General features: G+C 52.4%; 12 protein-coding genes. 10 read left to right on the top strand and 2 right to left on the bottom strand.

Annotated features, from left to right (window positions below; all coding sequences use genetic code 11):
• Nucleotides 1–135 precede the first annotated feature (135 nt).
• Nucleotides 136–1,695, top strand: coding sequence for an AAA family ATPase (locus tag F8N44_RS28955; RefSeq protein WP_150652727.1), 1,560 nt, complete (start codon nucleotides 136–138; stop codon nucleotides 1,693–1,695).
• Nucleotides 1,692–2,549, top strand: coding sequence for an HNH endonuclease (locus F8N44_RS28950; protein WP_224794831.1), 858 nt, complete (start codon nucleotides 1,692–1,694; stop codon nucleotides 2,547–2,549). The genes F8N44_RS28955 and F8N44_RS28950 overlap by 4 nt, the downstream gene beginning before the upstream one ends.
• Nucleotides 2,550–2,797: 248 nt before the next feature.
• Here F8N44_RS28950 and F8N44_RS28945 read toward each other — a convergent pair whose 3' ends face one another.
• Nucleotides 2,798–3,688, bottom strand: a complete 891-nt coding sequence (locus F8N44_RS28945; RefSeq protein ID WP_224794830.1) for a helix-turn-helix transcriptional regulator — start codon at nucleotides 3,686–3,688, stop codon at nucleotides 2,798–2,800.
• A gap of 130 nt (nucleotides 3,689–3,818) precedes the next feature.
• Between F8N44_RS28945 and F8N44_RS28940 the strand changes: the two genes are divergently transcribed.
• The 8 genes from F8N44_RS28940 (at nucleotide 3,819) to F8N44_RS28905 (ending at nucleotide 20,102) form a co-directional block, all read left to right on the top strand.
• On the top strand, nucleotides 3,819–5,297 hold the full coding sequence (locus tag F8N44_RS28940; protein ID WP_150652725.1) for a hypothetical protein: 1,479 nt from the start codon (nucleotides 3,819–3,821) through the stop codon (nucleotides 5,295–5,297).
• Nucleotides 5,284–6,009 carry a hypothetical protein gene (locus F8N44_RS28935; protein ID WP_150652724.1) on the top strand — a complete coding sequence of 242 codons (726 nt, stop codon included), beginning with the start codon at nucleotides 5,284–5,286 and terminating at the stop codon, nucleotides 6,007–6,009. The genes F8N44_RS28940 and F8N44_RS28935 overlap by 14 nt, the downstream gene beginning before the upstream one ends.
• Before the next feature lie 63 nt (nucleotides 6,010–6,072).
• Nucleotides 6,073–10,335, top strand: coding sequence for a hypothetical protein (locus F8N44_RS28930; RefSeq protein WP_150652723.1), 4,263 nt, complete (start codon nucleotides 6,073–6,075; stop codon nucleotides 10,333–10,335).
• A 2-nt stretch (nucleotides 10,336–10,337) separates the two neighbouring features.
• Nucleotides 10,338–11,321 carry a Wadjet anti-phage system protein JetD domain-containing protein gene (locus tag F8N44_RS28925; protein WP_224794829.1) on the top strand — a complete coding sequence of 328 codons (984 nt, stop codon included), beginning with the start codon at nucleotides 10,338–10,340 and terminating at the stop codon, nucleotides 11,319–11,321.
• A gap of 666 nt (nucleotides 11,322–11,987) precedes the next feature.
• A complete protein-coding gene (locus tag F8N44_RS28920) occupies nucleotides 11,988–14,918 on the top strand; it encodes a DEAD/DEAH box helicase (RefSeq protein WP_150652722.1) in 2,931 nt (976 codons plus the stop codon).
• Between the two features lie 256 nt (nucleotides 14,919–15,174).
• On the top strand, nucleotides 15,175–16,116 hold the full coding sequence (locus F8N44_RS28915) for a hypothetical protein (RefSeq protein ID WP_150652721.1): 942 nt from the start codon (nucleotides 15,175–15,177) through the stop codon (nucleotides 16,114–16,116).
• A gap of 65 nt (nucleotides 16,117–16,181) precedes the next feature.
• Nucleotides 16,182–17,489: a hypothetical protein gene (locus F8N44_RS28910; protein WP_150652720.1), complete on the top strand. Its 1,308-nt coding sequence runs from the start codon at nucleotides 16,182–16,184 to the stop codon at nucleotides 17,487–17,489.
• A gap of 354 nt (nucleotides 17,490–17,843) precedes the next feature.
• The gene (locus F8N44_RS28905) at nucleotides 17,844–20,102 is read left to right on the top strand and encodes a hypothetical protein (protein ID WP_150652719.1); all 2,259 of its coding nucleotides are present in this window, start codon (nucleotides 17,844–17,846) and stop codon (nucleotides 20,100–20,102) included.
• Between the two features lie 610 nt (nucleotides 20,103–20,712).
• Here the strand turns inward: F8N44_RS28905 and tnpC are convergent.
• The gene (tnpC, locus tag F8N44_RS28900) at nucleotides 20,713–22,245 is read right to left on the bottom strand and encodes an IS66 family transposase (RefSeq protein ID WP_150652718.1); all 1,533 of its coding nucleotides are present in this window, start codon (nucleotides 22,243–22,245) and stop codon (nucleotides 20,713–20,715) included.
• Between the last annotated feature and the right edge of the window lie 159 nt (nucleotides 22,246–22,404).

Raw genomic sequence — 22,404 nt, 5'->3', positions numbered from 1 at the left:
ACTGCAAGGCATGGCATGGCATTACGCCTCTATCGATCTGGGCTGGTTAATCAGTCCAATCTCCAGACGCGCTTGATGGCGCCTGCGACCACGCATCCTGCATTCGAATTCATGTTGATGTTTATAAGGACTTAAATGGACTTTTACGTTGTTGGTCGAGATGATCGATTTCCCCCGACCGCCAGAAACTGCGCATATTTAAAATATGACCGATGGAACGACTATGATTTCGTGACGATGTTTTACGTCATCATCTACGACCAAAGCGGCGTCGAGCATGACTTAGGGAATGTGAAGATAGGTTTTCGCGGGCAGACCAAAGACACCAGTACCATGTCGAAGCTGCAGCGTCACTTTCCTGAACTGTCGGATGAGTTCTTTTCTCTTGGCAATAACGTTGAGTACTACAACAAGCTTGCCAACAGCGTACCTAAGCCGCTCGCAAAAGAGTACGTAGCGGGCATGAGAGATCTCGCGGCAAACCCTGAATTGCTTGAAAGCGTGATCGATGAGGAAGTTCTTTCTATATCACTGCTACGAGACGTGAGTCTGCCGAGCATCAAGCAGCAGTTCGTGCGCGTCTTGAGCGGTGGTGCGGTACGTACGAACTATGACTTCATTTATGAGAAATCAGGAGGGGAGGATACGGCAGGCATTGAGCTGAAATTCAGTGTGGAAGCCGACTCGGCACCTTCCAGCAATGTCCATGCACTCATTGGGCGAAATGGCATTGGTAAAACAACGATTCTCAACGGGATCGTAAAGGCCGCTCTCGGCCAGGGGAATACTCAAGATAGGCTGTACCATACTGGGCAGTGGCATATGGAGCGTATTCCCATCACGCGTGAGTATTTCAGCAGCGTCGTCTCTGTGTCCTTTAGTGCCTTTGACCCATTCAGTCCGCCGCCAGATCAACCTGACCCATCAAAGGGCACATGCTTTTATTACGTGGGCTTGAAACGCCCCACTGAGCATGGTTACGAACTGAAGGGATCTTCGGAGCTTAAAAGCGAATATGTAAAGGCACTGCAAGCGTGCTTCAGAGATGATTATAAAAGGCGCATGTGGGAAAAAGCCGTAAAGAGCCTGCAGTCGGATGACAATTTTGCCCAGATGGAAATGCTGACCCAGGTGGAGCTGTCGAGTGCCAAGTACATTGATGCAGCCGAATTGCTATTTTCCACGCTCAGCTCGGGGCATGCCATCGTCCTCCTGACCATTGCCAAGTTGGTTGAGCGGGTAGAGGAGAAAACACTGGTTCTGCTGGACGAGCCCGAAAGCCACCTTCATCCGCCTTTGCTGTCCGCTTTCATCAGGGCCCTGAACGATTTGATGCTCGATCGCAATGGCGTGGCAATCATTGCCACACATTCGCCCGTCGTGCTTCAGGAGATTCCGTCCTCCTGTGCCTGGAAAGTCAATCGAAAGGGGCTCTCTGCCGCCGCCAAACGCCCGCAAATTGAGACATTTGGAGAAAATGTTGGCGTACTGACGCGCGAAGTCTTCGGCTTGGAAGTTCAGCTGTCCGGTTTTCACACCATTCTTCAGGCTGCGGTAGACGAAGGCGAAACGTTTGACAAAATTCTTCGGAAATTTGATGGGAGATTAGGCTTCGAGGCCCAAGCTATCCTGCGAGCTCTTATTGCAGACCGTGACTCGAAGGCGAACGACAGTCATTCGAAGGCGACCCCATGAAGAGAATGAATATTCAGGACTACGAGCCTGACTTCTCCTTCCGCCAATGTGTATCGGCAATTAACGAAGTATCTGACAGAGATCGGATGCTGAGCGAAATAGAATTTTTCAAGACCGCGGCGCTGGCTTACCTTGAGCATGCAAAAGCAGGCTCAGCCTGTACGATTCCTCCTTTACGAACAGCGAGAGGGGAGGATCCAATTGTCGTCGCTGACATAAAAAAGTCCGAGCTTGTCAAACTGTATGAATACTACATGGTGAAACGAGAGCCTGGACGCTCCCTTTATAACGCCATTCTAGTATCTGCTCATGATGTTTGCCCTCTTTGTGGGCTGGCTACGGATGTTAAGACACTCGATCATTATCTGCCAAAGGCAAACTACCCGCAGCTTTCCGTGCTGCCTTACAATCTCGTGCCTGCCTGTAGGGACTGCAATACTGATAAGGGCAATCCGATCATCACCGATCCTGCGCAACAGCATATCCACCCTTATTACGATCAGGCGTGCTTCCACGAGGACACATGGATCAAAGCCGAGGTCACTCACGAAACGCCCTGCGCTATTCAGTATAAAGTGTGCCCGCCTGATGAGTGGCTGGAGGTGAATAAAAAGCGAGCTTCGAATCACTTCGATTTTTTCAACATCGCACGGCGTTATCGAGTGCGCGCTGCCGAAGACTTGGGAACCCTGGTTGATCAGCGAAGAGGCCATATGAAAAACCTGGCGCCTGAGGTGTTCCGTGAGCAACTGCGTTCCGTTGCGCAAAGCCAAAGCCTGCCCGCTAATCATTGGAGAAAGGTCATGTATAGGGCTTTGGTGGATGATGAATGGTTCTGCAGTGCTGAGTTATGAATCGAGCCGTAGTTATCGCAGCAGGACTGATGGCCCGGGAGCGTAAGCTTTGACCACCAAGGTGGTCGTGAACAAGTGAATGAGTGGCAGGGCGCCAAGCCAGCGCCCGATGCTTTTGTCCAGTTTGAGTTGAGGCGCCTACCACTTGGTACCGCGCCGCAACTCATGACCGACGCACATGAGTCGAAGGACGACGGAGCATCCACCGTCTTTTCAGAGCAGGTCTGCATGTCAACCTGCGGGCGATACTAGACCGCAGTTGACTCTGAAAATCCAGGGGCAAGCAGTGCGTTATCCACGCCTACAAGCACCTCATGATTCCTGAGCCACAGTCGGTACTCTGGGCCTCTGAGGCTGTGATCAGGTGAGCAGTCAACACTCCACTGGCGCAGGGTGTAGCCGGCAGTCAGCGCTTGAACAGTCATCCTCAGCACGCCCTCCTGCATCTCGTAGTCCAAGTGAGTTACTTCAGGCCGAGGTTGGTCAGGATGATGCACCATTTCCAGCGTCACCTGATGGTTCCATTGGTTATCGGATTCCCGCGTTTCATAGTCCAGTGGCACGTCGTTATCGAGAATCCGCGGCTCGATGATCCGGGTGACAACAAAGTCTCGGAACTCTTGCGTTTTGCGATCAAAGCCACGTACATGCCATCGCAGCCCGTTGTCTACCAGCACATGCGGCACAATTACGCGCTCGCTTGCACCGCTTAAAGACTCGTAGCGGATGAGTAAGGGCTGCCGTTGAAAGATGGCCCGCGTCACTACGCCCAGCGTTTCAAGGCTTGGATTACCCAGGCGTGCGGGCTGCAGAGCAGGCACCCCTGCGGCCCACACACCAGGAAAACCGTCCGCAAACCCCTGAGACAGCCAAGTCATTACCCGTTGCGAGCTGAAGCTGTACATGGGCTTGAAGCTCGGGGTTATGAAAAAGGTCTTGGCTCTGACGTCGTAGCTCAAGTTGCCTGGATTCAAGCTGGTATACAGGGCCAGATCCCGGGTCGCTGACGCAGCCTTTATCTGGAAACGCCTCACCAGCATCTGCCGTCGCACTTCCCCTAGAAACCACAGGTTCAGCTCGATGTAGGCAAGGCGCTCCTGCTGCGCCTGCGAGTGATCTGCAATGTCTTTGGTCATCAAATCGTCTGCGTTCTATTTTCTGGTTGCGATGCTTAGAGGCATAAAGCTAGTATCCGTCACACCACCTCATAATGATTCGGTTCTGGCTTGGCCGGTGCCAACGGCTCGACAAGGAATTCGTGGGCTGAATATGAACGACCTTTCTAACATGGCAGAGCCTCCTAACACGAGGAATGGTGACCTGGTCGATCTGACAGCCCACCAACGCAACTTGCTGCTCTTGCGCCCGATTTTGCGCCTTGACATCAATAAGTCGATGCACCGCGGTGACGATGATTCCAAGGTGTTGGAGGGGCTGGATACCAATTACCTCTGCCTTGCCTCGCTTTTCTACATGATGGAAGGTGCTGCAATTAATCAGGGGTACACCCTCACCGAGGTACGTGATCACTTGATGGTCACCGCCGGCAGTATGCGCGCCGAGCTCAGCGAGCCCGCCAGATTGCGTGTGGCGGAAGTCGTGCTGGATACGTTGAGTAACGCCACCAATAAATACGCAGCACACCGTGAATCGTATTTTCACGCGCCCTCCGGTGAGACCAAAGAGTTCACCTTCAAGCTGGTTCGCTTGGAGCAGGATCATGAAGGTACCGTGCGCTTCACCCCGACCGAGCAGGGCTATGTAGTGCTCATGGGGATGCTAGATCTTGAAATTGAGGATTATCAGGTTCTCATCGAAAAGATGCTGGTTCACCTCATCGAAAACGGACGTTTTGAGCAAGCACTGGAGCTCGCGAATCGCGCACGTTTGCTGTCAATTGAGCACCGACAAATGATCCGAGAGATGATTCGCCAGGCCAATCGTTCACCGGGCACTGTAAATTGGCGCAAAGACATCAGCCCGCGGTTGAGTGAAGCACGCCATCACGTCTCAGAGCGCCAATCGGTCGATCATCACATGATGGAGTCGCTTGCCACCAAAATTCGCGGCATGGACAACCCGAACGCCATCGCCCCACTGGCCAAGCTCAACCTTCAACTGCAACGCGCCAACCTGCAGCGTTTGAACCTGCTGAATGACATTGGAGGGGCGGGTGATCGTTTTCTTCAGGGGCAGGCGTTGGGCTTTAGGGCTCGGCGCCGCTCTGGCTTGCCCGACATAGACCTTCAGCTGCTGCCAGCGCTCATGGAAAAGCCTCTGAGTGCAATCTCCAGCGTCACAGAAGACCTTTTACTCAGCTTCTACCCTGCAGTCCCCCCCAAGATTTTTGATTTGTCGACCTTATTGGATGCGCTTTTGGAGCGACGGGACGCTTACGTGTACGAGGGCGACGAAGAGGAAGTCGATGGGGAAATTGCAGAGTTTGTGCAGATCCCCAATCCCTTCTCGACTGAGGTTATTGCAACGGCCCTTGCATGGCTCGACGTGAAGATGCATTCCGGGCAGACCTGGCACCTTGGGCAACTGATCGAACTCGCTGAGCGTGAAGGCCTGTCGTTCGTGGAGCGTAAAGCTGTTGCCTACGAGCTCTATCGAGCCTACGCCGACAGCGAGTCACGCTACCCCCATCTTCATGCCCACGTGAGCGGTGAGTTCGAAACTTCCGTGGTATCAGGCGACGACCTGAAATATGTCATCAAGCAGGAGAGCAGTAATGAGCAGCAGTGATAGCCAGGATGCAGCCACGCTGCTCTACAAGGCAATGGCGGTCGCGGCCAATCCTGCAAACGACGCAGACTACCGGCATTTGGTGGCAAGGTTTCGCGGTGAACGCCTGTTCGCGGAGGTGGTCAACGGAGTCGCTGCCGGCATGGAGTTGGTCATTCTCGACGTGAGTGAGCGAGGGTTGGTGATTGCTCCTACGGGCAGAAACAGCCGCTTTTCACTGCGCCCGTCTGACTTGCGGCGATCCATGTCAGAGCAGGACAAGGTAGCCATGGTACTGATCCATCTCGCGATTGCTGCAGTGTTCTATCCCACTACAGACCACATAGAAGACGAGGGGCGAGCCCCATTTCCGAGCACCTTGGCCGAGATAAGAGACAAGGTTCTTGCCATCGCGAATTCCCTGCGTTCATCCGCTGAAGGCGATAGTTACGCCGCGGAACAGCTTCGCCCGGGCTGGAGCTTCCTTCTGGATCTTCCAGTGTTCATACCTGGTGCTGAGCGGGCGTCAATGAAGTCTGTGGATGGGATCGTGAGGGTTTGCCTGCTTCGGCTGCATGACTATGGGTTGGTCAGAAAGGAGGGCAATGAGGAAATGCGCGACAAGACCATCTTTACGCCCACACACCAGCTACGCGTGCAGTTGCGCGAATTGACCCTACCGAACCTCTTTAAAGCTGTCGCCGCAGCTGCCGCTCCCTCCAATCAAGGATGACCTATGCGCATTTCAAGGATCTACGTAGACCGGTTCGGATCCCCCACCAGCTGGTATGAGGAGATGACGTTCGACCTGTGTGACCCTGCAACAGGCGAGCCGATCGACAGTTGCATGAACCTTGAGAATGCTGGGGGCAAAACCTCACTGCTCTCTTACATTTTCAGCTGCTTTGAGCCCAAGCAGGAGCGCTGGTTGCAGCATCTGCAGTCCAAATCCCACAGTTTCAGGGATTACTTCTCCCGCGATGTCAGGCCATCCTTCATCGCCATTGAATGGGTGATGCCTCCACGTAGCGCTAACGGGCAGTCTTACCGAGTGGTCATCGGTCAGGCAGTTCAAGTGAAGGAGGCCGCAGACCGGGCGTCAGAGGTTGATCGCCGTTTTTTTGCTTTTGAAGCCAGCTCTGGCCTGGCATGGGAAGACTTGCCGGTTCCGGGCCTTTCCCTCGCGCCGGTTCAGTCGATGCAGGCCTTCTTGAATTGGGCACATCAAAACGCTCGGCTGGAGAGCCAGGGCGACTTCTACCTCACCCACAACCAGGGAGAGTGGGTTTCGCACCTGGAGCAGCGCCGACTGATCGACGTTGAACTGCTGAGCATGCAGCTGTCCTTTAACAGCCGTGAAGGGGGAAGCGAAGAGGGTTTTCTGTCTTTCAGCTCCGAAAGCGACCTCGTTACGAAACTGTTGAATTTGTCGATGAATCAAGAGCACACCAGCGCGCTCAGAGACATGGTCGTCCAGACGATGGATAGGCTTAAGTCAAAGCCAAAGTATGAAGCCCGCTTGTACGAACTGCAGCGCCTTCAGCAGGCCATGACACCCTTCGGAGAAAGCGCAGCTGCCTTCCTTGGAGCCAAGGCCGCTCTGTTGGCCGTGGAGCAGGATGCGGCTGACATCGTATTCACGATGCGTGATCAGATAAGTGCCCTGGATGTGCGGTTGACGAAGGCGAACAATGCAGTCGACCAGCTTGAGCAACTCGCAAGCAAAGCAGATGACGAGGCGGCTTTTGCCAAGCGTAATCACTTCTCGCTGCAGAGGCTCAAGCTGTCTCGTGAAGATCAGGCCGCCAAGCAGCGTACCGATGAATTGCAGCAGACATTCAAAGCTGGATTGGTGCGGCTTGACTGCCTCAACGGTGCGCTGGTCAAGCGAGACATCTTCAACGTGGAGAAGGTGATTGCCGAGCTGGAAAGTCAAACAGCTGCGCTCAAGGAAGAACTGAGGCCTTTTGAGAACGAGGCCTCTCAGAACGGCGCCATGCTTCGTTTCCTGATTCAACAGCACACTGACAGGTACCAGCAAACACGCTCTTCAATGCTTGCGCAGGAGACAGAACTGAAAGCGGGCCTCTTGCGCATCGCTCAACAGCGAAACCAGTGCAGCAGCAGGGTGGCTGAGCTCAGTGGCACGAAGGGGAAGATTGAAGAGCGTATTCGGGCAGCGAACCAGATACTGGACGGGTTGATCGAAAATGGCTGGCTGCTGCCAACCGATATCGACGTGAGCTCAGCGATTACGCGTCTGAGGACAGTCATCACCGAGCTTGAATCCACGCTCGATGAGTTGCGTGAGCAGCGGCTGGTGAAAAAAGCATGTTTAGATGATGCGCAAGCGCAAACCTCTTCGGCCCAGCAAGACATCACTCATGCGCAACATGCATTGACTACGTTGAAGCAGCGCCTGAACGAATATGATCGTAACGTTGAGAACTTGCACAATGACCCTGTTTTGACCTTGTTGGTCGACGGTCAATGTGATCCTCACTCGTCCGCACTGGTCACTCATGTTCAGCAGTTTATCGAGTCGACCCGAAGCGAACTCTCTAACTGCGTCATCCGCCTCAAACAGCTGCACGAACAGCAGGAGTCGATCGAACAGACCGGCTTGGCCGGGCGCAGTGATGACGTTGATAGGGTAGTACGTGCGCTCAACTCGGCTGGCATACGCTCTGCCAGGGCAACCAACACCTATGTCGCTGATCTGCGAACCGACGCTGAGGAGGCGAGGGCGCTCGTCTTGTCAGATCCGGCGCGGTTTCTCGGTGTCAATGTCGCGAAGGAAGAGTGGAACAAAGCGATTCAAGTCGGACAGTCCCTGCAGCTGCCCCTCTCCCTGCCTGTGACGCTGGCAGTGGCGAGCCTGGATGCCGAACCTGCTTCTGAAGATCGTTGCGTCTTCGGGCCAGAAAAGGACTCGCTTTTCAATAAGGCCGCTGCCGCCCAGTTGTTGGTAGATTGCCAGGCCCTGATCGAGCAGACCCACGTCGAGCATGACGCTTTCTCTGCCCGGGAGAGGCAAGCTCAGTCGGCGCTTGCCTCCCTTCAACGCTTTCAGCGCGATTACACGCGCGAGGCTATTCAACAGATCGAATTGGAAGTTGAGCAACGCCAAGAAGAAATCGAGTCTGCGACGGCGAAGCGGACTGCGCTGATTGAGCTCACTGACCGCTTGACTCATGAGCTTGAAGCGCTGAGTGCGCGTATCGAAGCGCTCCCGGCTCAGATTCAGGCCCACGAGAACGGCCTCAAGCGTCTGTCTGATTACGCGGCCAGCTGGGAACCCCAGGTTGAAGCGGGGCGTCGAGAACTGCTAGAAATCAACCGAGAGATGAATCAAATCACCGCGTTGCTGGATGAGCTTCGGGAGGATGAAGGCGTTCACTCACTGAGATTGGAAGAGGTTCGCCTGGATCTGGTTGACGTTGCCGCTACTGTCTCCGAGCTACAGCGTGAGTTTGGGCAAGTTACGCGGTATGACGCCGATTTCGACGCCGAGGGCTGTCTACAAGAAACGGGATATGACCTCAGCGTCATTCGGACGCTGTATTCAAACGCCATGAGGATGCTGACCGCGGAGGAAAACCATAAGCTCGGCGTCGTCAGTTACCAACTGAGAGACCAGCGCGACCGATCTACTCAATTGGCAGCGCTATTCCTCAAGGAGTATGGCCGTCTTGACGACGCGTTCATCACGGAGCTCGCCCTGAGTGAGATCGACATCGGAGCAGAAATCGACTCGCAGAAAAAGCTGAACACACGGCTTGATGGCGAGAAGGAGAGAGCGGTTCATGACGCAGCTGTAACGGGCTCAGTGTTGAACAGTTTCATCCGCGAGCACGCCCCTGAAGAGCCTTCAGAAGACATGCGCAGACTCGGTGATGAGGAAGTCTCCAATGCCTTGGAGCGTGAGTTGGCTGCTGCGGTGGCGCGAGGCGCTGAGGCCGAAACTCTTCGCCGGCAAATCACTCAACAACGTATCGACAGCGCCGCCGATGAGAAGCGCAAGGATGCCCTGGTCGTCCAGGTCAATTTTGTAGCGTCGGCATTCCCTGCTACCAATGCCGAACCCAAACTGATCCCGCTGGACGGAGATATCCAACGGCGCGTAACCGCTTTGGTAGAAATGCGAACCGCGCGAGATGCAGCAGTGAAAAACTGCAGTATCGAGACAAGCAGGGCGCATCGAGACTTGGTTAGGGTCGCCACGCACAGCGATTTCATTGCCGTAGAGCCTGAGGTCTCGATGCACATCAGTCAGGACGATTTTGACAAAGCATGTACCGACCATGATCGCTTGGCTGAAATGATCCATGACCGGATTGCTTCGGTCATGGATCAGCTGAACGAAATGATTCCTGACTTCGAGAGCTGCGTGAATGAGGTCTACAACCAGGCGACGTCGGCGAGCTCTTTGGTCAAATATGCCTCAGGAATCACCATGCCCGCCGGAACGCCTTATGTGGGTGGCAAAGAAATCCTGAAGATGTCGGCCAACCTTTCTGCGAAGAGCTCGGAGCAGCGCAAGCTCGAAATCCGCCACTATCTGAACAGTCAGATCGAGGATGGCGTCGTCCCAAGCAGTGGGGCGGACATCATCACGCAGTGCCTGTTGCGCTTTACGAACGAGAAGTCGTTTGGGCTGCACATGCTGAAAATGGAGCAGAACATCGATTTTCAGTATCAGCCTGTGAATGCCATGAAGAAGTCAGGTGGCCAAGGGACTGTCATCGCGACGTTCCTCTACATGCTGGTCAGTCATATGCGTGTGAGCACACAGACACAAGCAAAACGCGGCGGTGGCGGGCCCTTGCTTCTGGACAACCCCTTCGCAAACGTCCAGACCAGAGCCCTCATCGATGCGCAGAGAAAGCTGGCAACCAGCCTCGGTATCCAGCTGATCTGCTTTACCGCCAATGCGGATGCCAACATCCTCGAAGGGTTCAGGCGGATCATCCGGCTTCGTAAGGCCGGCGTTAATAGCAAGACAAAACGCACGCATATCGAGATGGCCAGGGCGACCTTTGCTGAGGCGGCGGTATAACCATGAGCGCTGCATTTTTGAAAACGCTTGGGCTGGAAGCAGGGAAGCGCGTGACGCTACCGACGCTCAGAACCCTCTGGCTTGCAGCTTATCCGGAGCAGGTCGAGACGCCGAACCGGGATGCTCAGTTGCTCGAAGCGTTGCGGCTAGGAGAGTCTGAGGGTTTGCTGAAATTACCCGGCGCGAGGGGCTTCGAAAAGCTTGGCCACCCTCCAATGCCCAAGGCCATTACCTTGTTGCGAGAAGAAAAGCAGAAGTCGACATTCGACTACAACAGCGTTTCATGGCTGCCGGAGATTGGGTTCTGGCCTAGCCTGTCACTGAGCGAGCAAGCAACAGCTTTTATGGTCAACGAGTGGCTGATCAAGCGCCGCGGTCGATTCCTGCAGGTGCCGTTGCGTGAGCGGTCGCTGGAAATTTTCGGGGATGAGAAATTTCTCGACGCCCGGGTGCGCAATGGAGCGCTCTTTGGTGGTCGCATGCCCTTAAGTGTCATTGGAGCGATGCGGGTTGAGCACCCGCTTGCTTACCGACCTTCAGACGCCGTTGGAGCACCTGTGCTCGTGGTCGAAAACCACCACACGTTCTGGAGCCTGGGAGAGTGGAACGAGCAGGCCAAGCGCTACAGCGCCATCGTCTATGGTGGTGGAAATACGATTTGCGCGTCCGGTCTGGCTTTGCTGGAGGTCATGAGAGAGCGAGATGCCCAAAGTGCAGAATACTTCGGTGACATCGATCCTGAAGGTCTGAATATTCCCTTGAAATTCAATCGTTTGCATCGACTTCAATTGACGCCGAGCATTGGCTTTTACCGCCTATTGCTAGAAGTGGGGCGGCGCCGGGATTCTGTGTCACTGAACGCTGAACACCGACATTTAGTGAAATCTTGGTTGCCGGATTTCTCTGGGCAGATCACTGAGCTCTGGGAGGAGGGGTACTGGTTACCTCAAGAAGGTGTAGGGCTGGAACAACTGATGAAAAGCTGATACTCAACGCCAACGCGTAACGCTGGAAATAACGTAATGAAGGTTCTAGGACGGGGAATCCGAGACTCGACCTCAGCCATTGTTTCGCTATCCTCCGGATCGCAAATGATAGGGAACCTCGCTGTGAACATTGCTGATCTCATTGACAACGGGTGAGTTTTCGATGAGGGAGACTGTTGGACCTTAGGCTGGGGGCATCCTTTTCAAACCATCCAAAGCATGCCCTCAGATGTGCCCCCAATGTAGCAATCTACCGGAAGTGAATGGAGCTCCATGGTTTGTGGAAAGGCAGAAATGATCAGCCGAACAGCCTGCCAGACGACGTCTAAAGACTCTCAGGGTCGCCAAAAAACATTTTGACTTGGCTCTAGGACGGTATTTTAAGGCAGAAAAATATCAAATATGCCCCAATTTTGCCCTCAATTGCATCAGTTTTGCGAGTGATCGCGAATGGCGATTTCTTCCATAGACCAAGATGGATTCGGATGGCTTTCAGTGTACCTTCATCTCAGATTGGACTGTTTGGCATCGATCGTCGGTTGGTGGAGGTAGAGGGCGTGGCGCGTTTGAGCACTGCTTTTCGGGGTACACCTGAAATGATGTTCACTGATAGCATGTGGCCATTGAATAATCAGCGCTGATTTTCACATTCAATTGGTGAACGCAATGGTCGATGCTACAGGGAAGTACTTAGACGTATATCAAAGCTGGCAGCAACACCTCTTCAACTTCAACCTAGCAGTCCGGGATACCAATACGCCCGGCTTGCGTAAGCCTCAGCTTGCCGCCCTATACGCTTCACTGGGCCACCTGGTGGTGTCTCCGGCCACGACGGCAACGATCGTGATGCCAACGGGTACCGGCAAGACCGATACCATGCTTGGTCTGCTTATCGCAGGGCGGTTGGCAAGGACATTGGTGCTCGTCCCGTCAGATGCCTTGCGCTCCCAGCTTGTCGAAAAATGCCTCGGGCTGAAAAAACTTCGGGAGATCGGTGCTATTTCTGCCACAGCACTTAACCCTGTGGTTAGGGCGGTCGGCTCAGGAATGTCGGCTGAAGATGTCCAACAGCTTGCCGAGGCGAATGTAATTGTCGCTACCCCGCAAGCATTGCAGCGATTCGACACAGAGTCCCTCCGAGCCTTGGCTGAGCTCTGCAGCCACCTGATCATCGATGAAACCCATCATGTGGCCGCCATGACATGGGGGCGGGTGAAAAACGCGTTTAAAGAGAAGCCATGCCTGCAGTTCACTGCTACGCCTTTCAGGGAGGACAATCAGCCCCTTGAAGGCAAGATTATCTACAACTACCCGTTGAAGGATGCGCAGATCGATGGCTACTTCAAGTCGATCGAATTTCACCCAGTGCGCGAATACAACCTCGAGTTGGCTGACCAAATGGTTGCTGATAAGGCGGTAGAGTTGTTGCGAGGCGATCGAGAGCAAGGCTTTAACCACCTACTGATGGTACGCGCACGATCGCAAAAACGTGCTGAAGCCCTGTTTGAACTCTACAAAAAGCATGAAGACCTCTCACCCATTCTCATCCACAGCAAGGTGCCGAATCGGGTCAAGCTGCTGGGTGAAATTGTCGAGAAGAAATACAAGATCATCGTATGCGTGGACATGCTGGGCGAAGGCTTCGACCTGCCAGAGCTGAAAATCGCGGCTATTCACGACCAGCATCGCAGTCCGGCCGTCACGCTACAGTTCATCGGTCGGCTAACCCGGGTTGATGACACGCTAGGCGACGCCAAATTCGTCTCAAACATTGCCAACCAGAAAGTCGATTACCAGATGGCAGTGCTTTACAAGGAAAGTGCCGACTGGAGCGCTGTGATTCGAGATGTGAGCCAAGACAAGATCGCCCGCGAAATCGAAAAAGAGACGTTCACTGAACAGTTCCCGGATGATGCCGACTCCGAGGAGATCTTCGGGTTGAACCCAAACCCCAAGATCAGTGCGATCGCCTACCATGTGGAGCGCGACCATTGGCGGCCAGAAAAAGCGAATCACTTCTCCCAGAAGAAAGAACCGCTGCAGTTCCTTTCTATCAACGACGATTCAGACACCATCATCATGGTGACCCGACGAGAAACACCTGTCGGATGGGCTCAGACCTCGGCGATTGTGGACACGAACTGGATTCTGTACCTGGCGTACTACCACGCGCCCGACAAGACGCTCTTCATTCACTCCTCTGGTGATGAGTCGCAAGCGACGCGTTTTTTGAATTTGATTGCAAAGGATGCCAGGCGAATCAACGGTGAGCCTACCTTCCGAACCCTGCACGACATCAAGCTCATGAAGCTGCAGAACGTGGGGCTGTCCAGGACACGCAAGGATCTGAGATTCACGATGCACGTCGGGCGGGACATCAATACCGTCATCAGTGAAATCGAGAACGGCACGGCGAAAAAGTCCAACATCTTCGCAACGGGCTATGAAGATGGACAGCGCACCACCGTTGGCTGCTCTCACAAAGGGAAGATCTGGGAGATGAACTCTTCCAGCATCATTTACTGGATTGAGTGGTGCAAACGTGCCTCGCAAAAACTCAACGATGCCTCGATCAACCCTTCTGAAGTGCTCAAGGATGTGATTCGCTCGGAGAAGATCGAAGGGGCTTGGCCAACGGGACTTTTCTATGCTGATTGGCCAGAGTCCATTGCGATCGAAAACGAGCAGAAAATTTCGCTAGCGTTCAACGGTGAGATTTTCAACCTGCTTGATGTCGAGCTTGGCAAACCTCGGCGAAGCGATGACCTGACACTAGAAGTGCCCCTCATCGCCATTGCAGTAGATGGCACGGAGCGTCTGTTGCCTGACATCACGATACGGTTACTGAACGACAGCTACAAAGTCTCCTGCCCTGGGGTCAAGATCATTTTCGCCGAAGAGAGCTCGTTCGAGCAGTACCTGGATATGAACCCTTTGGTCCTGCTAGCCGTGGACGGTTCGATGATCGAGGGCAATTACCGGTTCTACACACCCAATAGCTTGGACTTGAAGCTTCCCATAGCGCTGATTGAGGCTTGGAACTGGGGAACCACCCAGATCCACAGCGAGTCGATGAGGGCTACCCGTAACATGGACACCGTCCAAGGGTTCACCTACAGCCGTATTGAGGACGACTATGCATTCATTTTCAACGATGATGGCGCTGGTGAGATTGCGGATCTGGTGGCAATCAAAGAGAGCAAGGACGCAATCTTTGTCGACCTTTACCACTGCAAGTATTGCCCCCAAAAAGATCGGCCTGGTGCTCGTGTCTCCGATGTTTACGAGGTCTGCGGTCAGGCATCACGATCGGTGAAATGGCTGCACACCGAGGAAAAATTTTTCAATCGATTGATGGGGCGGTACCAGCAATCGTTGCCGAAAGGGTTCGACAGAATCCTCAAGGGTGACCCAATAGATTTGGAGCTGCTTCGCAACAAGTGCCACGACCACGAGATGATTTTCAGATTTGTGATCGTACAGCCTGCCATTTCAGCAGCTAAGATCTCCGCTGATCAGCTTGCAGTTCTCGGCACCAGTTATTCCTACATTAAGAATGTATCTGGTTCAGATGTCAGAGTCGTAACCAATATGTGACGTGGTGATGAACTAGATATGCACTTTTATCGATTGATTTATGTTGTGTCTCTATTTGCGTCAACGTGGGGAAGTATTAATGCAGGTATAAGTTTTCAGTCGGAGTTATGAGTTTCGACGATTCTTGGTTTGCAAGTCTGTGCAGAGTGTAATTAGTGGCTCTCAATTTTTTGAGGGTGGGGGATGTGATGATGAAGCTGCTAGACAGCGGCAATTTCTTACATGTGACATGTGTCGTGATTTGAAGGGGGCTTGAGTGGGTAGCGAAGTATTTCAAAGTATTAAAATAATAGATGTTGTTGGGCTTGGAGATTTTTTATGCGTGGCGCATGAGGAAGGGCAGGGTGGCAAAAAATACTTTCATTTCTATAAAGTAATTAAAAGTTATCACGAATTTTTAGGCGGCGGTTATTTTAGGCGGGAGGTGAAGGAGCTTAAGGCACAGCGTGAAAATATCTATCGAAATTGGCTAAGGTATCGAGGGGCTAGCTCTGAGGGGGTAAGGGTAAACTTAGGTGTCCAATTTTTGATTGGATCAAGTGATGTGTGGGGCGTTTTGTTGGCGGAAATGCACGAGTCACGGATAAAATATATGGCGGCAAGAGACTCTGCTAACACCTATGATGCTTTTTCTGAAAAAGAACTAGCATTCAAAGATTTCGCGTCCTATGTCGAGGCTCTAACTGAGATTTTGTTGTGTAATCTCGATGTTACCGTTAGAGAAGATGTCGGATCTTTGAAGAATGATGTAGCGTTAAAGCAAATGGCTAATGAGTTGTCCGAGGCTCTGATAGAGTGTTTGTGCTCGGAGGTGGAATGGTGGCAAGGAGGGTTTAGTTGGCGGAGCGTTGTTAATCAATGTGTTATGGAGAAAATGGGTGTTGATGTTTCTGCTCTCTTGAAGTTGATGGATATACAAGTGACGACAGAGGAGATTGAGAAAAACATTTGGCGTGATAGTAAAATCATCACTCAAGAAGGCATGCGTATCCTCACATGTTCTTGGCAGGAGTCCGAGCCAAAGCAACTCGAGCGAGTTAAGTCATTAGCAATTCTTTTGCAAAATAATAAAGCTCTCGAGTTGCTACTGAAAAAATTAACGGACGGGTTAATTTCTTTTGAGACCTCTACGGGCTTGGCGGGAGAGTTAAAAGAGAATGTCGATCTACCATGGGGTGAAAATCAAAAAACGAAATAACAATCGAGGGCGTTGCCTTGTGTTTAAGTCGTGTCTAATTTTAATTGTGTCAGGAGGTGAGGGTTATGCAAGATTTTTCTTTGGAAAAGGCGGCCGATCTAATTCACTATGGTAAGTCTAAAGATTATTTTCGGGAGGTGTTGTCATCCTATTACAATGGTAATTATCGGTCTGCCGTGGTTATGCTTTGGTCTGTGGCTGTCTGTGATGTGGTTTATAAATTGCAAAGCCTCATCGATTTGTATGAAGATGCTTCTGCAAAGAAAATTCTCGGTGATATGAGCGAGATTCAGCGAGCTGATTCGAAATCATCTGCTTGGGAGTTGCAGCTCATTGATGATGTTTACTCGAAAACCAACTTGATCGATACCGCTGAGTATGAAAATTTACGCTACCTGCAGAAACAGCGGCATCTATCTGCCCACCCTATTTTAAATGGAGAGCGAGAGCTTCATTCACCACAAAAAGACACTGTAAGATCATTGCTTAGATGTGTTTTGGAGGGGCTGTTAAATAAGTCGCCATTTTACACGCAGCACATCATGGGGGAGTTGCTTGCTGATATTGCAGAATCGAAGCTTGTTTTAAATAGTCCGCTGAAAGTAAAGAGGTACGTCGAGAGTCGCTATCTTGAACGGACGACAGTTCCAGTTGAAAGAAGTCTTTTTCGTTCGCTATGGAAAATTGTTTTTAAAGTCGAGAATGAAGATTGTGACAAAAATCGACTAATCAATTTACAAGCTTTAGAGGTTATTGCCACAAGAAATAAAGGTTCCATTGCTGATTGGGTACGGGGCGATGTTGACTATTTTAGTAATGTAGCTAGCGGTGGTCAGCCATTAGATTTTCTGATCTATTTTTTATCTCGGAATGCGGAGATATTTCCGTTGCTAAATGCAGCCGCACGTATGAAAGTTGAGCATTGCGTGACGGAAAGTGATGTCGGTAAGACGGTGGGGTGGTTTGTTAAAGCCGACCTTATGCAACATGGTCAAGATATTGAGGCATGGATTAAGACTGAAGATCCTGTATTTTCGCCTAAGCAATTAGATGCTCTATTGGGGCTGTCTGATTCGGATGAGTGGCAGGAGAGGTTTTGTAATATTCTCTCGACGTATTACGCATCAAGCAGTGGTTACGATCAAGCGGATTCGAGATTTCAAGTGGCTATACCTCAATATATCGAACTTTTCAATGAGGCAGCTTTGCATGATTTGGCGCTTAAGGTGGAAAGTAATAGTCAATGTTATGATCGTAATCGTGCGCGGCACGACTATGTGGTTATAAAGGCGAGGATTGATAGTCTTCTAGGAAGTAAGTTTGATTATTCAACCTATCAGTGGTTTAGTAGAAAGCTTGGTATGAGTAATTGATTATTCCGAAGGGCTGATTGAGCTCTGCGTTACTTTTTCACTAATGATATTTTAGCTTTTGCGATCCGGATTGCTTTGCCTAGTATCTCGTCGATGCTGAAAGAATGGGTCCATCAAATACACTGGGCTGTCGCCTGTAATGTATGCGGCAGTACTTGCTTTCAAGTGAAGGTTAAAAGAATCAGCAGAGTTGCGAATTATATTTCTATAATGCCAATATAGAAGCGAAAGATCGGCCCCAAAATCCAGGTTAGAAAGTAATACTGCTATTTCCAGTGCACGGCATTTCGACAATTTCGTTATGATGGACACTTTGTCCAGCATCGGTACGTGGCTGCAAGGATCGAACGTCAAATGAGCACCCCAAAATACGACCTTCACCTCTTGGGTTGGCATAGCTTTCAGCAGTTATGTATGGCTGTAGCCTCTACGGTATTGGGTCAGACGGTCGAGACGTTTCTAGAGGGAAATGATGGAGGTCGCGACGGTGGGTTCAAGGGGACGTGGTCTCCTCAGCCAAATGAGCTGTATGAAGGCGCGTTTGTTTTCCAGTGCAAGTTCACATCGCGCCGTGATCATAATCTGACGCTGTCAGATGTGTCTGGTGAGCGTGAAAAAGTGCACAGACTCGTCGCCAAGGGACAGTGTGATGTCTATGTTCTGATGACGAACGGCGACTGGACTGGAGAGAGCCATCTCAAGATCAAGCAGGCATTTGAAGATGCAGGGGCCAAGCACGTTCTGCTGCTGGGCTCCACATGGATCTGCGAGAAGATCCAGCTAAACAGTAACCTGCGCATGAATGTGCCTCGGCTCTATGGTCTGGGTGACCTCAGTCAGATCTTGGATGAGAGACGGTACAAGCAGACGAAGGCGCTACTGACGGAGCTTCCTGAGCTTTCAAAGCTTGTGGTGACTGGCACCTATCGCAAAGCACTTCAGGCCCTTCAGCAGCATGGTTTTGTTCTCCTGGTTGGAGAGCCCGCTGCAGGAAAGACGACGATTGCCTCACTTATGGCGATGTGTGCGATGGATAAGTGGGGAAGTAGGGTGTTGAAGCTGGAAAAGCCCGAGCAAATTCGAGATCACTGGAATACGGACGAAGCATCTCAGTTCATCTGGGTTGATGACGCCTTTGGGGCGATGCAGTACGAAGCCGACCTAGTGATGGAATGGAACCGGATACTCCCAGCGCTCTCGACGATGATCCGAGCGGGCCATCGGGTAGTCCTGACTAGCCGTGATTACATCTACAACAGCGCACGGCGTGATCTCAAGAGAACGGCATTTCCTTTGATCGAGGAAAGCCAGGTGGTCATCGACGTGAAAGAGCTGACCCCACGAGAAAAGTCAGAAATCCTCTACAACCATGTGAAGCTTGGCAACCAACCGCGGCGGGTTCGGACGGCTTTAAAGGAGTTTCTTCCTGCGGTGGCAGCTCACAGTCGGTTCGCTCCTGAGACAGCTCGGCGCTTGGGCAGCATTGAATTCACCAAGGCGCTCAAGGTTGACCATAAAGGCATTGATGAGTTTGTCGCTAAGCAGGAGCGATGGCTCGTTGAGACAATGCAGGGCATGGATGACGAAAGCCAAGCAGCATTGGCTTTGCTCTACATGAAGCACGGAGCAATCGAAAGCCCGGTCAACCTCTCAGGGGATGAGGTGAAGACAATTGAACGGTTGGGTGGTAATCAAGCCGGTTGCATCCGAGCGCTTGAGAGCCTCCGTGGAAGCTTTGTACAAGTGGCAGATACTGCTGAAGGACGCTATTGGAGGTTCAAGCACCCAACGATTGGCGATGCGTTTGCTTTAATTCTCGCTCAGAGTCCTGATCACCTGCAGATTTTTGTAGATGGCACACCCATTGAGCGCTTGATGGAACTTGTGACGTGCGGCGATGCGGGCATCCAGAATGCTACGATTTTGCCGTCGAGCATGTTCGCAGTGATCGCAACACGATGCTATCAGTACGTCACTTGTGGGGCCGAAGTGGTGCGCATGAGGCGGGGCAGATTGTACTCTTTCCTGCTGCGCAGGACTGACGCCGTATTTCTGGCCATGTACTCGAAAACTGATGGTGAACTGGCCTCCAGCCTGGTTCGTGATTTTGCGAGAAACCTATTCACGATGTCGTCTGACCTTGCACTGCGCTTGCTTCGACAAGGCCTTTTTGAGGAATCAGCAAGGGGTGCGATCTCGACCAAAATTCACGGCTTTGTGTTCGATGAGGATGACCTAGGGTACATCTACGATCAGGACATGCATGAGTTCTTTAGTGACCAGGAGCGGGAAGACTTCTACAGCGATGTACAGAAGCATGTCTTGCCTGACCTAGACAGGATTCGCCAGTCTCAGCAGGAAATGTATAGCTATGAGGACGATCCTGATTACCACCTTTCTGATTTTATTGATCAGCTAGAGGGAATACGTGCGGCTTTCCCTGAATGGCCCAGGGTGGAGGATGTGGTCGAAACTCAAAGGCGCCGAGTCGAGGAGTGGGTGAGCGAAGTATCACAGGAGCGGGGAGAAGAGCCTGCAGTTGGCCGAAGCGATCTGATGCGGCCATCTGCACAGGAGGGCGGCCGAAACATCTTTGACGATGTCGATCTCTAGACCAGGTAAACGATGGTATACCGGTGCCCGATCAAGCTTTTGAGTAACGAACTGTAAACGCTCAGAACGACATAAAGTCATGGGCGGAGAGAAGCTACCTCTGGGACGAGATCAGCTTTATGGCGATGTTGATGGCAGTCCGCCGCTCTTCGACATCATCTCGCCGTGAAGAACGGAAAATGAAGTGACTTAATCACCTCAATCTGGACAAGAGATCGATACAAATCAAAATTGTTCGCTGGGTCAAACTCGTGGTCGGCGGTGTTCATCGCAATCGCAACCGTTGTACCCCAAGAATACGCTGTTGTAGTTTCTGGGTTTCACTTCAGCTTTCGTGTGGATGCATTTGAACCTATAAGTGACGTGTTGAGCCGCAGTTTTCCAATCGGCATCCACTAGCTCCAGACCAATGGCTCGGCCTCTCTCACGAAGCGCCTCCAGGTATTCACCACCCTTTAATTTCATTGTGTTCCGGCGTCGCTCTTTGACTTCTGGATGATTTCGTGCGCAGCGGGGACAGCACTTCCACTTTGCAGTTTCACGCACGATATAAGGCGATTTAAACGTAAGCGCTCCATAAACCCCACCGATTTCAGGATGGGGTGAGCGCTCAGCCAGGTGATACCGGCGAGCAGTTCCACGGCAACAGGGCTTCGTAATCCTCAACCGAGGACGCCAGTGGCAAACGCTCCAGTGCGTGGCGCAGCCACGCATAGGGTTCTTGGTCATTGGCTTTGGCCGTCTCGACCAGGCTGTAAAGCTGAGCGCTGGCCGTCGCGCCTTTGGGCGTGTCGCTGAACAACCAATTCTTTCTACCGATGACGAAGGGCCGGATCGCACGTTCGGCGGCATTGTTGTCGATCGGCAAGTAGCCTTGCTCGACATACCGCTCAAGTTTGTTCCAGTTGCTCGCCAGGTAACCGACGGCTTTACCCAAGGCATTCTGAGCCGTGACCTGCGGCCGCGTCTTTTCCATCCAGCTTTTTAGCTGAGCCAGCACCGGCAGGCTGCGTTCATGGCGACCGGTCTTGCGATCTTCATCGACGTTATCCTTGAGGTCGCGCTCGATGCCGTAAAGCTTGTTGATCAGGTTCAGCGCGATATCCGCACGTCCCGTCTTGCCCTTGGGTTGCACTTTTTGCGCTTCGACAAACTTGCGCCGAGCATGCGCCCAGCAGCCCAAACGCTCAACTCCGGCCTGTGCGCCCAGCGCGTTGTAACCGGCATAATCGTCAGTCATCACGTAGCCGCGATAGCCATCGAGCAGGCGCGTCGGCACCTCCTGCGCCCGGCTGGTGGAATAGTCAAAAAGGATCACTGGCCTGTCAGGCGGGCCACCGGTTTGCACCCACATCCAGGACTGGCTGCTTGGCTCCCGATCCGGCTCTTTGAGCACCTGCACGCGCGTTTCATCGCAGTGGATGATGCGGCTGGCCAACAGGCTATCGCGCATCAAATTGAGCAGCGGCTGAAAGTGCTCACCGCACTGGATGACCCAGCGGGCCAGGGTCTGGCGCGGGATATCGATGCCATGACGGCCCAGCACCTTTTCGAAACGGTGAAGCGGTAGACCGTCGACGTATTTGGTCGTCAGCAACATGGCCAGCACGCTCGGACTGGCCATGCTTTTTTCAATCAGTTGGGCGGGTTTATCCGCCGTCACCGGTGCCGACTCACAATCGCGGCAGCCATAGACCTTGCGTACATGCTTGATCACGCGGATCTGCATCGGGATGATTTCAAGCTGTTCGCTGACCTCCTCGCCGATGGCGTGTTTACGGCAGCCGCAGGCACACGTCAGCTCATGCTCGGGAAGTTCATGGATGACTTCGATTCGGGGCAGGTCGGTGGGCAGCGGCTTACGTTTGCCGCGACGTTTGGTCGGCACGACAACTTCTTCTTCGCAGGCTTCATCGACAGGCTCTGCAACACTTTCTGCTTCATTGAAGAGCGCCAGCTGCGGCGTTGCCGGATCAGTCGTTTGCTCGGACTTACGCCCGAACAATCTTTGGCGCAACAGCGCGTTCTCTTCTTCAAGATGAACAATCTTGCCTTTGTCAGACGCCCGCTCACTGATCATTTGCTCAAGCAATTGCCTGAGCAAAACAGGATCATCAGGAAGGTCTTTGGGCATGGAAATCATGCCGCGGATTATACCGAATCAGGCGACGTATCGAAGTGTCAAAACCTGATGAGGGCGGTTGCGCCAGAGGTCGAAGCCGTCGAGTAGCCAGTTCAGTTCCTGGACTGTCAGGACAATCGCCTCGTCGCGGGCTTCGGGCGATGTTTTGAATCGCTCGGA

It is taken from the genome of Pseudomonas fluorescens, assembly GCF_902497745.1.
GTDB classification, from domain to species: Bacteria; Pseudomonadota; Gammaproteobacteria; order Pseudomonadales; family Pseudomonadaceae; genus Aquipseudomonas; species Aquipseudomonas fluorescens_BM.
This window is presented reverse-complemented; position numbering and strand designations above follow the sequence as displayed.